Origin of the sequence: Salmonella sp. K21076 (assembly GCF_039650795.1) — a bacterium.
Classification (GTDB): Bacteria; Pseudomonadota; Gammaproteobacteria; order Enterobacterales; family Enterobacteriaceae; genus Salmonella; species Salmonella enterica.
Map to the genome: position 1 here is coordinate 16,498 of NZ_JBCLYA010000048.1, position 15,379 is coordinate 31,876.

The 15,379-nt window shown below is 52.7% G+C and carries 13 protein-coding genes; 6 read left to right on the top strand and 7 right to left on the bottom strand.

Annotation, left to right across the window (positions count from 1 at the left end; genetic code table 11):
• Window positions 1–42: 42 nt before the first annotated feature.
• From AAYN39_RS16815 to lysC, 5 genes are all read right to left on the bottom strand, one after another.
• Entirely contained in the window at window positions 43–801 is a 759-nt protein-coding gene (locus AAYN39_RS16815; RefSeq protein ID WP_001068169.1) for a DeoR/GlpR family DNA-binding transcription regulator, read from the bottom strand.
• Window positions 788–1,651 carry a Cof-type HAD-IIB family hydrolase gene (locus AAYN39_RS16820; protein ID WP_000924650.1) on the bottom strand — a complete coding sequence of 288 codons (864 nt, stop codon included), beginning with the start codon at window positions 1,649–1,651 and terminating at the stop codon, window positions 788–790. Before AAYN39_RS16820 ends, AAYN39_RS16815 begins: the two co-directional genes overlap by 14 nt.
• Window positions 1,652–1,667: 16 nt before the next feature.
• Window positions 1,668–2,507 carry a hypothetical protein gene (locus AAYN39_RS16825; RefSeq protein WP_000472332.1) on the bottom strand — a complete coding sequence of 280 codons (840 nt, stop codon included), beginning with the start codon at window positions 2,505–2,507 and terminating at the stop codon, window positions 1,668–1,670.
• A gap of 23 nt (window positions 2,508–2,530) precedes the next feature.
• Window positions 2,531–4,009 carry a PTS sugar transporter gene (locus tag AAYN39_RS16830; RefSeq protein ID WP_001099738.1) on the bottom strand — a complete coding sequence of 493 codons (1,479 nt, stop codon included), beginning with the start codon at window positions 4,007–4,009 and terminating at the stop codon, window positions 2,531–2,533.
• Window positions 4,010–4,516: 507 nt separating this feature from the next.
• Window positions 4,517–5,866: a lysine-sensitive aspartokinase 3 gene (lysC, locus tag AAYN39_RS16835; RefSeq protein WP_000136394.1), complete on the bottom strand. Its 1,350-nt coding sequence runs from the start codon at window positions 5,864–5,866 to the stop codon at window positions 4,517–4,519.
• Between the two features lie 388 nt (window positions 5,867–6,254).
• Between lysC and pgi the strand changes: the two genes are divergently transcribed.
• The 6 genes from pgi (at window position 6,255) to psiE (ending at window position 12,672) form a co-directional block, all read left to right on the top strand.
• A complete protein-coding gene (pgi, locus tag AAYN39_RS16840; RefSeq protein ID WP_000790033.1) occupies window positions 6,255–7,904 on the top strand; it encodes a glucose-6-phosphate isomerase in 1,650 nt (549 codons plus the stop codon).
• A 443-nt stretch (window positions 7,905–8,347) separates the two neighbouring features.
• Window positions 8,348–8,590, top strand: a complete 243-nt coding sequence (gene yjbE / locus AAYN39_RS16845; RefSeq protein WP_001541297.1) for an exopolysaccharide production protein YjbE — start codon at window positions 8,348–8,350, stop codon at window positions 8,588–8,590.
• 63 nt (window positions 8,591–8,653) lie between these two features.
• Window positions 8,654–9,292: a YjbF family lipoprotein gene (locus AAYN39_RS16850; RefSeq protein ID WP_000824800.1), complete on the top strand. Its 639-nt coding sequence runs from the start codon at window positions 8,654–8,656 to the stop codon at window positions 9,290–9,292.
• Window positions 9,289–10,023 (top strand): capsule biosynthesis GfcC family protein, encoded by a 735-nt coding sequence (locus tag AAYN39_RS16855; RefSeq protein WP_000977977.1) that lies wholly within the window; start codon window positions 9,289–9,291, stop codon window positions 10,021–10,023. The genes AAYN39_RS16850 and AAYN39_RS16855 overlap by 4 nt, the downstream gene beginning before the upstream one ends.
• Complete coding sequence (locus AAYN39_RS16860; RefSeq protein WP_000750797.1) at window positions 10,023–12,119, top strand: YjbH domain-containing protein; 2,097 nt, start codon at window positions 10,023–10,025, stop codon at window positions 12,117–12,119. The genes AAYN39_RS16855 and AAYN39_RS16860 overlap by 1 nt, the downstream gene beginning before the upstream one ends.
• Before the next feature lie 142 nt (window positions 12,120–12,261).
• Window positions 12,262–12,672, top strand: a complete 411-nt coding sequence (psiE, locus tag AAYN39_RS16865) for a phosphate-starvation-inducible protein PsiE (protein ID WP_000982749.1) — start codon at window positions 12,262–12,264, stop codon at window positions 12,670–12,672.
• Window positions 12,673–12,837: 165 nt separating this feature from the next.
• Here the strand turns inward: psiE and malG are convergent, their stop codons facing one another.
• Both malG and malF read right to left on the bottom strand, forming a co-directional pair.
• Entirely contained in the window at window positions 12,838–13,728 is an 891-nt protein-coding gene (gene malG, locus AAYN39_RS16870) for a maltose ABC transporter permease MalG (protein WP_001252081.1), read from the bottom strand.
• A gap of 14 nt (window positions 13,729–13,742) precedes the next feature.
• Window positions 13,743–15,287: a maltose ABC transporter permease MalF gene (gene malF, locus AAYN39_RS16875; protein WP_000382568.1), complete on the bottom strand. Its 1,545-nt coding sequence runs from the start codon at window positions 15,285–15,287 to the stop codon at window positions 13,743–13,745.
• Window positions 15,288–15,379: the final 92 nt, after the last annotated feature.

Genomic DNA, 15,379 nt, shown 5'->3' on the forward strand with positions numbered 1-15,379 from the left:
GATGCATTTAGTCTACGGCAATACGCAACGGGCGGATAGCGCTCAGTCAGCAATCCGCAGCTTTCCAGCGAAATCCTGTGGCGTATAACCCGTTGACGTAAATCCTTTATCCGTGATGATGTTATCGATTTCTTTTACGCTTGCGATGCACATCACACCGTCCTGACCAAATTTGGTATGGTCAGCGAGAATCACTGATTTTTTGCTCATCGCAATCATGGCTTTGGCAACGTAGGCTTCTTCAAAGCTCTTCACCAACACGCCATGCTGGGGAGAAATGCCGCCAGCGCCAATAAAACAGATATCCGCGTGAATCGCGTTAATCTGCTGACATACCGAGACGCCGAGATTAGCGCGAAAATGGTAATCATATTCGCCGCCTAATACATACACGCGGGCCTGCAGGTTATGCTCTTTAATTTTATCGGCAATCAGTGCTGAATTGGTAATCACGGAAAAAGCGAGAGGCGGTAATTGCTCGGCCAGAATAAGGTTAGTTGTACAGGAATCAATAAACAATGTATCCCGTTCACTGATCATTTCGGCGGCAAGTTTGCCAATCGCTATTTTCTCTTCGCGATGCGCCTCTATTCTTGCGCTAAACGCATCTTCCTGGACAACTTGCTTTTTGACCGCGCCCCCATGAATCTTAGTGATTTTGCCTTCTGATTCCAGTAAGGAGAGATCGCGACGAATGGTTTCCGAGGTGACGTTGAGCATTTCCGATAATTTAATAACGGTGACTTCACCGAATTTGTTTAATTCATCAAGAATATGTTTTCGTCTTTTAATTGGATTCATTATCTTTCGCCGCTGTCAACCTTTGGCGCATGGTAACTGGATGCGTAAGGCAACGCAACCACTCCAACGCATGGACGATACCCTCCTCATCATTCGTGGCAGTCACATAGTCGGCCTGCCGCTTTACTGCATCCGGCGCGTTGCCCATTGCGATGCTGATTCCGGCGGCGGCAAACATGCTGACATCATTCTGCTGATCGCCAATCACGACCACCTTGTCAGAAGATATATTTAAATAATGAATTAATTGTTCTATTATGCACCCTTTATTTACATCGGTTCTTTGAATATCAATATAATTTTCTCCCGTGACGACCGCATAATATCCATAAGGCAGGTGATTATTCACTTCTGTACACAGTGTATCTATCTCCGAAGATACGGCAACAAGGGTAATTTTATATATATCGCGACGATTAAAGATATTTTCTGTAGTTTCAGTTATAAGCGGCAACCCAAATAAGCGGGCTTCATATGTTGTCCAGGGCGCAATCAGTCTATCGTCACGATGGTGAATTGCTTCGGCGCTAAAAAAATGGTGGTGATAGCGGGAAAGAGAAATATGCTGGTCAATATTCCACAGATCTGTGGCGGACAACGGAGCAGCATGAATAATGCGCTGCCCCGCCATCTCCAGAAGATGTCCGCAGTTAAAACCGGCGCACCAGCTAAACAACCTATCAACCTGTTGTTGGTGTAGCAGGCGTACCATTGAGGAGACCGGTCTGGCGGAACATGCCGCCAGCAGACTACCGTCCTGGCGGAACGCAATCAGCGCCTGACGCGTGCGCGGGCTGATTGTTTTCTGCGAGGTGAGTAATGTTCCATCCAGATCGGTGATTAACAACATCTCTCGTTCCCTGATATCAATGAACAATAAACGGCGTAACGGCTTCTTTGGCGGCGTTGCACACCATGTTGTCGATAGCCGTACCGACCACCAGAATATTGACTCCGGTATCTTTAAACGCTTTCGCGTTGGCGAGGTTAATCCCGCCTTCCGCCAGCGTCGGAACATCCACCGCGCCGACCAACGCCCGCAGGCGATCTTTAATCATCTGCGGGATATCGCCTGCCGCTACGCCTTCATAGCTCATGCCTGTCATCAGACCAATCATATCCACGCCGATATCCTGCATCCGCTTCGCCACGCTGGCGACCTCTTCCGGCGTGCGTGCAGGAATACCGAAAGTATGCAGATCGTCAGGATGGCCAATGTAGGCATCGACGGTCAGACCATATTGATGGGCGAGATTAACGATGTCCTGCAGATCGTCCCAGTCGGATTTATGCGTATGTAAACCGTCGGCTCCAGCGCGGGCAATCTCCAGAATTTCCGTTTCGCTGAGCGGCACCGGTAAGGTTTCGGTAAAACCGCCGGCGATACCAACGGTGATAAAAATATCGTCCGGGACCACATTACGAACACCGTGTACGGCCTCAGCCATCTGGCTATTGGTGATTTCGTGACGAATCTGCTCCGCCGCGTGCATGTTGCTCACGCCTTTGTGTCCACGCGCCAGCGCCAACGCAGGGTGGTTCGGCTCCAGAAGCTTAACGCCAGCCTCACACACGGCTTTCGCCAGGCGCGCATCGTCGCCAGTTATTCCTGTGCTGAGGATAGTTTGCCCACCGTGAAGCGTGATGGCTTCTTTCACTTTCTGTAACGCTTTGGCGCGTTTTTTATTCATATCGCCTTTAAACATGGTGTACCTCTGGTGTTGGTGCATTAATTAACGGCTGTCGTTGTTGATTCGCTCTGTACGACAGGTTTGAAACGGTTAGCAATAATGGTGGTAAGGCAGGTCATCGCCATTGTGGCAATCATTACGATGGCCATCTGGAGCGCATTGCTGGATAAGAACGGTGAGGCGAAAGCCGGAACATAGGCCACGCCTTTGACGTTAAAAAAGCCCAGCATCATGCCGCCCATTCCGGCCCAAAAAATGGCGGAGCCAAAAACAATTTTGTTGGCGAACATGAAGGGATAGGCGGATTCAACAAAGGTGCCAAAACCCAGGTTAATGAGCAGGCCCGGCGTAGCAACGGCAGCTTCGCTTTTTTCACGCGGGGCGATCACATTGGCAAGGTTAATACCTGCGGCCACCATCACCAGACCGACCATATCGACCGCGCCGAGGAAGCTGACGCCGGATTTTTCCATCTCCAGCAGTACCAACGGCAGGATCACCGCGTGATAGACGCCGCCGAGAATGGCAGGCCAGATAACCAGACCAGCCAGCAGCCCGGCAAGAATTGGGCTGAATGCCAGCGTGCTTTCGATAGCCAGTTTGATGTAATTACCCGCAGATAGCGCCAGCGGACTCAGCAGATAGTGCATGATTAACCCAGCGGCAAGGCCCGATATCCCACCGGCGACGATGTTGACGGTAGTCATTGGGAAGCGCCAGTTCAGGCACAGCTCGAACAGCCAACGGACGAAAATCCCCGCCATTACACCGCCGATAATGCCGCCGATCAGTCCGCCCTCTACGGAAAGCACGCCAGCGACGACCCCAGCCACAATTGAAACTTCATCCAGTTCGGAAATCTGTTTTGCCGCCAGTACCGCGACTAACACTGGCAGACCTTTTAGTAATATTTCAAAGATATCGTTAAGTTTTTCCAGTCCTGGTATGTGGCTCAGGGCGAGTACAATCGCCATGGCGATAAAGCCTGGTAGCGCAGGGATCATGATGCTACGAATGTTAAAACGTTTGAGCAGGCTTTTTCCGGAACCGCTCTGCGAGGGCGAAGCGCTACCCAACTGTGGTTTGTACTTGATACCCCAATGTTTACATAGTGACGCCACGAAGGAGACGGCGCGGGTACGGCTGGTGGTGCCGGTTGTTCCGGAGGTCGCGACCACATTCGCCCCCTTTGCCGCCACCAGCGCCATGGAGGTTCCCCCGGTGCCGACAATCGGTGTTTTCATCTCAACGGCGGCGGCAAAAACGGCTTGGTTCGCCTTTACCGGATCGGCGCTCATTACCACGATCCCATCGATCTCACCGCGGCGGATCATCTCAGCGATTTGGCGATCGCTTTCTACTACCGAGGTGTTTACCTCCGAAAGCTTACCCTGAAATATGCGCTGTGGTTTTTGTTGGTTTTCTGTGGTTAATGCATAAACCGATGCCGGGGTGTCCGGTTTGGCGACGTCCATCGAGGCCTCTGCCGCGATAAATTGTACGGCGGCCACATTCACGCCCGCAGCCTCACACTGCTGATAAATCTCCTGGAGTAACTTCTCTGGCTCGGCGCCACCCAGGTTGTAGAGGTTGCCTCCACTGCTTCCAATAATCGCAATTTTTTCATAGCGGCCTCAAATAGGGTAAGGGGGTTATCTGTGTTGTAGTGCAATCATAATTCCAACTAAAACAAAATAAAGCAACAATGAAAAAGTGCTTTTATACCAAACGATCTCAATTTTTAAAGGTAAGTTATTAAAATATAATGATAAATTTATGTTTTTGTTTTGTGTTGTTTTGCGTGGTTTTGTGACGAGGTTCAAAATGAGGAGGGCATAAATAGGGGAAAGCTGCCCATATTGATGGGACGAGCAGGGTGTACAGATTCCTGCCTTCTGTAATTGGCTTTCTGGAGCAGTATTCCGCCGGCAGTGCCTGACGTGGGAACCGCCGGATAAGGCGCTTGCGTCGCCATCCGGCAGCGTATTGCCTGATAGCGCTCACCCGCTGTCGTGTCAGGGCGATTATTCAAATAAGTTCTGATGTAGCTTTTGCACCACTTTCTCGGCATCGTCTCCCGGCACGAGGAAGCACAGATTGTGGCTGGAGGCGCCGTAACAAATCATGCGAATGTTGAACGGTTCCAGGACGCCAAACACTTCTTTACCAACACCGCAGGCTTTTGACAGGTTGTTGCCAATCAGCGCGACCAGCGCCAGTCCTTCTTCAACTTCGACCCGACACAGCGCGGAAAGCTCCATCAATAAGGATTGGGTCAGTAACGTATCGCCCGTGGAGGTGGAGCCGGTAGTATCCAGCGTCAGCGCGACGCTCACCTCCGAAGTGGTAATCAGATCTACCGAAATATTATGCCGCGCCAGAATGCCGAACACCTCTGCCAGGAAACCTCGTGAGTGCAGCATATTCAGGCTGTGCAGCGTCAATAGCGTTTGATTGCGGCGCAGCGCCAGCGCGCGGAACAGCGGCGGGTTTTGGGTTTTATTGCACACCAGCGTACCGCCCGCTTGCGGATCTTTACTGGAGCCAACGAAGACCGGGATATCGCTGCGCACGGCCGGGAGTAAGGTGGCTGGATGCAGTACTTTTGCGCCGAAGGTTGCCATCTCCGCCGCTTCTTCAAAGTCGATTTCATCAATTCGCTGCGCGACGGGCACTACGCGCGGGTCGGTGGTGTAAATACCGGGCACATCTGTCCAGATATCAACCCGCGCGGCGTGGAGCGCTTCAGCCAGCAACGCTGCCGTATAGTCGCTGCCGCCGCGGCCTAATGTCGTGGTGCGGCCTTTGCTTTCACTGCCGATAAAGCCCTGAGTAATGACCAACGTTTCGCTCAGGCGCGGGAGCAACTGCTGCGCGGCCAGTTCCGCAAGCGCTGCGACGTCCGGTTCCGCACGACCAAAGCGATCGCTGGTACGCATCACTTTGCGCACGTCGAACCAGTGGGCCTGTACGTCGCGTTCACGCAGGATCTCAACAAATAGCAGGGTAGACATTAGCTCGCCGTGGCTGACCAGTTCATCGGTCAGGGCTGCCGATGTCGCCAGCGATGCCGCCTCCGCCAGAATAGTGATGTTTTCCAGCAGGCGTTCAATCTCTTCGCGAATGACATTCGGATGACGCAGACGATCAAGGATATCGAACTGGATTTTACGGATGGCGTCGAGCGTAGCGAAACGTTCGCCGGGCTCCATCCCTTCGGCCAGCGCCACCAGCAGATTAGTGATGCCGGCAGACGCGGAAAGCACGACTAAACGAACATTGGCGTCGGAAAGTACGATATCCGCGCTACGGTTCATGGCGTCAAAATCAGCGACGCTGGTACCGCCAAATTTGGAAACAACGATCTCTGTCATATCAACCTCGTGTCAGGAAATGAAAAACGCGACCATGGCACAAAGGCAGAACAGAAACCGGTGCAGGCGCAAATGCAAGTAACGTATTTATAAATAAAAGTTGTGGACTGGACTGTCAACGTTGGGATTATGCGGATTTTTTATGCTGAGTTTAGGCTCAGTAACAGCGCTTATAACCCCGATACCCGTTTGTAGGAATGTTGGCTTATCTATGCGCCCGGCGACTCACCCACTTGCCGCCTTTCTGCACCTCGAATTATTTAGGGTATATACTTTTTATCCTCATTCGACAGTGCCTGGGGCAACGGCACTAAAACAATCACACTTTTCTGTGACTGGCGTTACAATCGATCCCAGTCACAATTCTCAAATCAGAAGAGTATTGCTAATGAAAAACATCAATCCAACGCAGACTTCTGCCTGGCAGGCGCTCCAGAAACACTACGACGAAATGAAAGACGTTACGATCGCTGAGCTTTTCGCGAACGATAGCGACCGTTTCGCTAAATTTTCCGCGACGTTTGACGATCTGATGCTGGTGGACTTCTCCAAAAACCGCATCACCGAAGAGACGCTGGCAAAATTACAGGATCTGGCGAAAGAGACCGATCTGGCCGGCGCGATTAAATCCATGTTCTCCGGCGAGAAGATCAACCGCACCGAAGACCGCGCCGTGCTGCACGTGGCGCTGCGTAACCGTAGCAATACGCCGATCATTGTGGACGGCAAAGATGTGATGCCGGAAGTGAACGCCGTGCTTGAGAAAATGAAAACTTTCTCGCAAGCGATTATCTCCGGTCAGTGGAAAGGCTACACCGGTAAGGCCATCACCGACGTGGTGAACATCGGTATCGGCGGTTCCGACCTCGGCCCGTTCATGGTGACCGAAGCGCTGCGTCCGTATAAAAATCATCTGACTATGCACTTCGTCTCTAACGTTGATGGTACCCACATCGCTGAAGTGCTGAAAAAAGTGAACCCGGAAACGACTCTGTTCCTGGTGGCGTCGAAAACCTTCACCACGCAGGAAACCATGACCAACGCCCACAGCGCGCGCGACTGGTTCCTGAAAAGTGCAGGCGATGAAAAACACGTGGCGAAACACTTTGCTGCGCTCTCCACCAACGCCAAAGCGGTCGGCGAATTTGGTATCGACACGGCCAATATGTTCGAGTTCTGGGACTGGGTCGGCGGTCGTTACTCGCTGTGGTCTGCCATCGGACTGTCCATTATTCTGTCCGTCGGTTTCGACAACTTTGTCGAGCTGCTTTCCGGCGCGCACGCGATGGACAAGCATTTCTCCACCACTCCGGCGGAGAAAAACCTACCCATTCTGCTGGCGTTGATTGGCATCTGGTACAACAATTTCTTCGGCGCGGAAACCGAAGCCATTCTGCCGTACGACCAGTATATGCACCGTTTCGCCGCCTACTTCCAGCAGGGCAACATGGAATCCAACGGTAAATACGTTGACCGTAACGGCAACGCCGTGGATTACCAGACAGGCCCAATTATCTGGGGCGAACCAGGCACCAACGGTCAGCACGCGTTTTATCAATTGATTCACCAGGGTACTAAAATGGTGCCGTGTGACTTTATCGCCCCGGCTATCACCCATAACCCGCTATCCGATCATCATCAGAAGCTGCTGTCTAACTTCTTCGCGCAGACCGAAGCGCTGGCGTTTGGTAAATCCCGCGAGGTGGTTGAGCAGGAATATCGCGATCAGGGTAAAGATCCGGCGCAGCTTGAACACGTTGTGCCATTCAAAGTGTTTGAAGGCAACCGCCCGACCAACTCTATACTGCTGCGCGAAATTACGCCGTTCAGCCTGGGCGCGCTGATTGCGTTGTATGAGCATAAAATCTTTACGCAGGGCGTCATCCTGAACATCTTTACTTTCGACCAGTGGGGCGTTGAGTTGGGTAAACAGTTGGCTAACCGTATTCTGCCGGAGCTGGGCGATGATAAAGCTATTTCGTCCCATGATAGCTCTACTAACGGTCTGATTAACCGTTATAAAGCCTGGCGCGCCTGATGGCGCTGCGCTTATCCGGTCTACGTAATGCATAGCGTCTGTAGGCCGGATAAGGCGTTTCGCCGCCATCCGGCAAAAAGAGAATAAGATAATAAAAAGGCCGATATTCACATCGGCTTTTTTTATAAGATAATTCCGCTTGTCCGTCTTTATCCCCACAATTTTATATTGAGCTTAATCCTAAAATAAGCAATAACCAGAAAATCACTCTGCGTTATTTTCAGATTATACGGATGCTGATGTCTTTTAGTTTAATTTTAACTTATTTATTTTATTTGTTTTTTAATTAAATAATATAGGCGTTACTTCTTTAAAGTTTAATTATCCTAAAACCTCGCTGTTATTTCTCCCGGACATAATCCGCCTGCTTTGGTTGTGTATACTCGGTAGCGCCCGAAATTCTTTTGGGTAAATCTCCATTCATTCAATGAAGGGAAATTATGATGAAAAAAGTACTGTATGGCATTTTTGCCATAACCGCGCTTGCGGCGACATCTGTCTCGGCAGCCCCCGTTCAGGTGGGTGAAGCGGCAGGGTCGGCAGCGACGTCGGTATCGGCGGGAAGCTCCTCCGCTACCAGCGTTAGCACCGTAAGTTCGGCGGTGGGCGTCGCGTTAGCGGCAACCGGCGGCGGCGATGGTTCCAATACCGGAACCACGACCACCACGACCACCAGTACCCAGTAGTATCGGTACGTTTAACCATAACCACACTCCGGTGTGGTTATTTTGCCCCTCTGGAGAAGCGTCGTGAAGCGACTCGCACTTATCCTGATTTGCCTGCTATTACAGGCGTGTTCGGCCACCACCAAAGGCCTGGGCGATTCACTGTGGGACAGTTTGTTCGGTACGCCAGGCGTACAGCTAACGGATGACGATATTCAAAACATGCCTTATGCCAGCCAGTACATGCAGCTTAACGGCGGTCCTCAACTGTTTGTGGTGCTCGCTTTCTCGGAAAACGGGCAGCAGAAATGGGTGACGCAGGATGGCGCGACGATCGTGACGCAGCATGGCCGTCTGGTCAAAACGCTGCTCGGCGGCGACAACCTGATCGATGTGAATAATCTGGCGACCGACCCGCTGGCGAAACCAGGACAGATTATCGATGGCGCGACCTGGACTCGCACCCTGGGCTGGACCGAACATCGCCAGGTGCGTTACGCCACCGCCCGTTCCGTTTTTACATGGCGAGGGACCGATAGAGTGAACGTCGGCAGTGAGGAAACCGCCGTGCGGGTGTTAGATGAAGAAGTGACGACCGATCAAACGCGCTGGCGTAATCGCTACTGGGTTGATAGCGAAGGCCAAATTCGCCAGACGGAACAGTATCTGGGCGCGAATTACTTTCCGGTGAAAACCACGCTGATTAAGGCGGCAAAATCATGATGAAAAGGACGATAAGCGCGCTGGCGCTGGCCTTTGTCGCGTCATCCGCCTTTGCCAGCGGCACTGTTACCGTTTTTACCCAGGGTAATAGCGAGCCTAAAACGCTGACAGACGCTGAGCGTCTGCTCGATTTAGTCGGACAGCCGCGCCTGGCAACGAGCTGGTGGCCTGCGGCGGTGATAGGCGAAGAACAGGCGACCGTGACGGCGCGTCAGCAGCAGCAGGAACTTCTCGGGCGACTGGCGGCGCTCAGCGCTGAGGAAGATGGCGATGCGGCGGCGATAAACACACTACGCCGACAGATTCAGGCGGTGAAGGTGACGGGCAGACAATTCGTGAATCTTGATCCTGACGTGGTGCGGGTGAGCGAACGAGGTAACCCGCCGCTGCAAGGTCACTACACGCTCTGGGTCGGGCCGCAACCCACGCAGGTGACGCTCTTTGGCTTGATTAGCCAGCCGGGCAGCCAGCCGTTCGTCCCTGGGCGGGACGTCGCCAGTTATCTTGAGGGGCAGCGCTTACTCAGCGGCGCGGATCGTAGCTATGCCTGGGTGGTTTACCCTGATGGACGCAGCCAAAAAGCGCCGGTGGCTTACTGGAATAAACGTCATATCGAGCCGATGCCCGGCAGCATCATTTTTGTCGGTTTTGCCGATTCCCTTTGGCGCGGCACGCCGGAGGCGATAAATGCCGACATTCTTCATACCCTGACGCAGCGGATACCGGAATAATGAAAAAAACACATCTGCTCAGCGTGCTGGCGCTGGGTATTAGCGCGGCCTGCCATGCCGAAACATATCCAGCCCCTGTTGGGCCTTCACAATCTGACTTTGGCGGCGTGGGCCTGCTGCAAACGCCGACAGCGCGTATGGCGCGTGAAGGGGAGATGAGCCTGAACTATCGCGATAACGATCAGTACCGCTACTACTCGGCTTCGGTTCAGCTTTTCCCGTGGCTGGAAACCACGTTGCGCTATACCGATGTCCGTACGAAAAAGTACAGCAGCGTGGAATCATTCTCCGGCGACCAGACTTACAAAGATAAAGCGTTTGATGTGAAACTGCGGTTGTGGGAAGAGAGTTACTGGATGCCGCAGGTGGCGGTTGGCGCGCGCGATATCGGCGGGACGGGGCTGTTTGATGCGGAATATATTGTAGCGAGTAAGGCTTGGGGGCCATTTGATTTTTCATTAGGTCTCGGCTGGGGCTATCTTGGCACCAGCGGCAATGTGTCTAATCCTTTCTGTTCGTATAGTGATAAATTCTGTTCGCGTGATAACAGCTATAAAGAGGCCGGTTCCGTCGACGGTAGCGATATGTTTCACGGCCCGGCTTCGCTGTTTGGCGGCGTGGAATACCAGACCCCGTGGCAACCGCTACGCCTGAAGCTGGAGTATGAAGGCAATAACTATCAGCAGGATTTTGCGGGGAAACTGGAACAGAAGAGCAAGTTTAACGTCGGCGCCATTTACTGCGTCACCGATTGGGCCGACGTTAACCTCAGCTACGAGCGCGGCAACACCTTTATGTTTGGCGTTACGCTGCGCACCAATTTCAACGATTTACGTCCCGCGTATCATGACAATTCACGCCCGCAATACCGACCACAGCCGCAGGATGCCATCCTGCAACATTCGGTAGTGGCTAATCAATTAACGTTATTGAAATATAATGCCGGTCTGGCGGACCCGAAAATCCAGGTCAAAGGCGATACGCTATACGTTACCGGTGAACAGGTGAAGTACCGCGACTCCCGTGAGGGGATCGTGCGCGCTAACCGGATCGTCATGAACGATCTGCCGGAGGGGATCCGCACGATCCGCGTGACGGAAAACCGCCTTAATCTGCCGCAGGTCACCACTGAAACCGATGTCGCCAGCCTGAAACGCCATCTGGAAGGCGAACCGCTGGGACATGAAACTCCGCTGGCGCAAAAACGCGTGGAGCCGATCGTGCCAGAGAGTACTGAACAGGGTTGGTATATCGACAAGTCGCGCATTGATTTTCATCTTGATCCCGTGCTGAATCAGTCGGTAGGCGGCCCGGAAAACTTCTATATGTATCAGTTGGGCGTAATGGGAACTGCGGATCTGTGGGTCACGGATCATCTGCTCACCACGGGCAGCGTGTTTGCCAATATCGCCAACAACTACGACAAATTTAACTACACCAATCCACCGAAGGACTCGCATCTGCCGCGGGTGCGTACGCATGTCCGTGAGTATGTGCAGAATGATGTTTATGTGAATAACCTACAGGCCAACTACTTCCAGTATTTTGGCAATGGTTTCTATGGGCAGGTCTATGGCGGTTATCTGGAGACCATGTTTGGCGGTGCCGGGGCGGAAGTCCTGTATCGCCCGGTAGACAGCAATTGGGCGTTTGGTCTGGATGCCAACTACGTGAAACAGCGTGACTGGCGTAGCGCGCAGGATATGATGAAGTTTACCGATTACAGCGTGAAGACCGGACATTTGACCGCATACTGGACGCCGTCGTTCGCCCAGGATGTGCTGGTGAAAGCCAGCGTTGGTCAGTATCTGGCGGGCGATAAAGGCGGTACGCTGGAGATCGCCAAACGCTTCGATAGCGGCGTCGTTGTCGGCGGTTACGCGACGATTACCGATGCGTCGCCGGATGAATATGGGGAAGGGGATTTTACCAAAGGCGTATATGTTTCCGTACCGCTGGATCTCTTCTCGTCCGGCCCAACCCGAAGTCGTGCGGCAATTGGCTGGACGCCGCTGACGCGTGACGGTGGTCAACAGCTTGGCCGTAAGTTTGGCCTGTATGATATGACCAGTGACAGGAGCGTAAATTTCCGTTAATACTCAGGCCGGATAAGGCGTTCACGGCGCTATCCGGCAAATTACCTTATTGAACAAAATATAAACACAAATAAAAAATATAGATGCCCGTCACATTTGTGCGTTATACAGAAACCTCGCCGCAGAGAAAGAGGGGGCTGTTATGATGCCATTATCGCGCTCACGTCTTGAGTTTATCGCCACGATTTTACAAAACGTACTAAATTTGGGGCTGCTTACCCTCGGTCTGATCCTGGTCGTTTTTCTCGGTAAAGAGACGGTGCATCTGGCGGACGCATTATTCGCGCCTGAGCAAGCCAGCAAATATGAACTGGTGGAAGGGCTGGTGATCTACTTTCTTTATTTCGAATTTATTGCGCTGATTGTGAAGTACTTTAAGTCTGGCCTTCACTTTCCGCTGCGCTATTTCGTGTACATTGGGATCACGGCGATTGTGCGTCTGATCATTGTCGATCATAAAACGCCAATGGATGTATTACTCTATTCGGCGGCGATCCTCCTGTTGGTTATCACGTTGTGGTTATGTAATTCGAACCGACTACGGCGAGAATAGGCGTCGCCACACCGTAACGGACGTATGGCGTGGCAATAAATTAGCCGCTGTCTATAACGCATAAAAAAAGCGCTCCGAAGAGCGCCAAAATACGACCATAAGTGGGGATAACATAACTTGAGGGCAGTGGCATTGCCCGTTGCCGGGCAGGTACTTCGATAAAACTTAACCTTTCACACCCCCTGCCGTCAGGCCGTTGACCAGCCAACGTTGCGCCAACAGGAACACCAGGGTGATAGGAATAGCTGAAAGGACGGCGGCGGCGGCAAAGTCGCCCCACAAATAGTTTTGCGGGTTGAGATATTGCTGCATACCCACGGCCAGCGTATAGCTGTCCACATCGCGCAGTAACAACGAGGCGACCGGAACTTCGGTAATCGCCGCGATGAACGACAGAATAAACACCACCGCCAGAATCGGTACGGAAAGCGGCAGCAGCACCAGACGAAATGCCTGCCACGGGGTTGCGCCATCCAGCGCGGCGGCCTCTTCCAGCGAGCTGTCGATAGTTTCGAAGTAGCCTTTAATTGTCCAGACGTGCAGCGCGATGCCGCCAAGATAGGCGAAGATCACGCCGCCATGCGTATTCAGACCGATAAATGGAATGTATTGTCCCAGGCGGTCAAATAACGCATACAGCGCCACCAGAGACAAAACCGCCGGAAACATCTGGAAAATCAGCATCCCTTTGAGCAGTGTTGCTTTACCTGGAAAACGCATTCGTGCGAAAGCGTAGGCGCAGGTGGTGGAGAGCGCCACGATGCCGATGGCGGTAATACCGGCGATTTTCACCGAGTTCCACAGCCACAGCAGGACCGGGAAGGGAGGCGGCGTTACCCGACCATCCGCATGTTCCACGCTGAAACCCAGCGCCAGCCGCCAGTGTTCCCAGGAGATTTTATCCGGGATCAGGCTTCCGGTGGCGAAGTTCCCTTCACGTAGCGAGATAGCGATGACCATCAGCAGCGGGAACATAATCGCCGCGATGAAAATCAGCAGCCCCAGGTGCGTGATGAAGAGACGCAGTTTCTGAGATTTGGGTTGGACCATAGCCATTGTTATTATCTCCCTTAATCAAACTTCATACGCGTGGCTTTCAGGTTCACTATTGCCAGCGCGCCTACCAGCAGGAAGATCAGCGTGGCAATGGCCGCCGCCAGACCGAAGTCCTGACCGCCGCCGCCTTCAAAGGCGATACGGTAGGTGTAGCTGACGAGCAGATCGGTATAACCGGCAGGCGTGGTGGTGCCGAGACGGTCTGGCCCGCCGTTGGTCAATAACTGAATCAGGACAAAGTTATTAAAGTTAAAGGCGAAGCTGGCGATCATCAGCGGCGTTAGCGGCTTAATCAGCAGCGGTAAGGTGATTTTAAAGAAATTCTGAAATGGACCAGCGCCGTCCATTGCGGAGGCTTCGTACAGGTCATCCGGAATCGCTTTCAGCAGTCCCATGCACAGGATCATCATGTAGGGATAGCCCAGCCAGGTATTCACGATAATCACCATTGCCCGCGCGGTGTTGGGGTCGCTGAACCAGGCAGGTTTAATGCCAAACAGCGCGCTCAGCATCATATTGATTTCGCCAAAGCTTTGGTTGAATAACCCTTTGAAAATCAAAATTGAAATAAACGACGGTACGGCGTAGGGCAGAATCAGCAGGACGCGGTAGATAGCTTTACCTTTCAGCGCTTCCCACTGTACGAGGCAGGCCAATACCATCCCAACCGCCACGGTTAACACCACAGTGAGGACCGAAAAGACCACGGTCCAGACGAAGATAGCGAAAAAAGGCTTCTGGATCCCTTCGTCGGTAAAGACGCGCGTAAAGTTTTTCGCGCCGATAGTAACGGTATAACCAGGACTGAGTTTTTCATCACCCCAGCTTCCGTCGGCGTTGATCGACTGATAATAACCGCTATCGTTGTTTGGCCGGTATTTTACGCCGCTCTGGTTATTGGTAAGCAGGCCGTCATCAGCCAGTGTGTACAGCGGACGGGTACCGGAAAACTGACGCAGCGAGCTCATAACCACTTTACTTTCATCCGGCAGGACGGCGGTTATCTGGTTCAGCGCCAGACGGTTCTGGGTGATTATCCGCAGATTGGCGCGTTCGCCGCCCGGCAGGGCATCGGTCTCTTTCAGCTGTAATTTTTGTTCGCCGCCGAAGGAAAATGCGCCAGACAGGTAATGTTTGCCCGTTTCTCCGTCGGTGAGGGCCAGTTGCCACTCGTCGCCGGCCGGGTAAAGACCGAAGTTATAGGTTTTTCCCGCCTGATAAGAACGGTCCATCAGCACTTGCTGGGCGCGTTCAAAGGTGAGCTGGTTGGTGCTGCTGTAGTTAGTAAAGGCGATGGCGATGGTGCACACCAGCGGGAATAGCACAAACAGCCCCATGCCGGCGAGGCCAGGGTAAACGTAGCGCCAGGCATAGGTTTTACGATTTGCGAAAATATACAGGCCAGCAGAGCTTAAAATCAGCGTCATGATGGCGAACAGATACTCCCCTTGTACGTACATTAAAACTACAAGGTAACCCACCAGCAGGCCCAGCAGACCAATTACTGACCATTTAAGCTGGTCGCTTTGCCACCAGTGTTTCTTTTTAATGACATCCATGGGGGTTTTCCTCTACAGCGTTGAAACTTCCTGGCCGGAGATGTGCCTGATGGCGCTGCGCTTATCAGGCCTACGGTGTGTTGTAGGCCGGA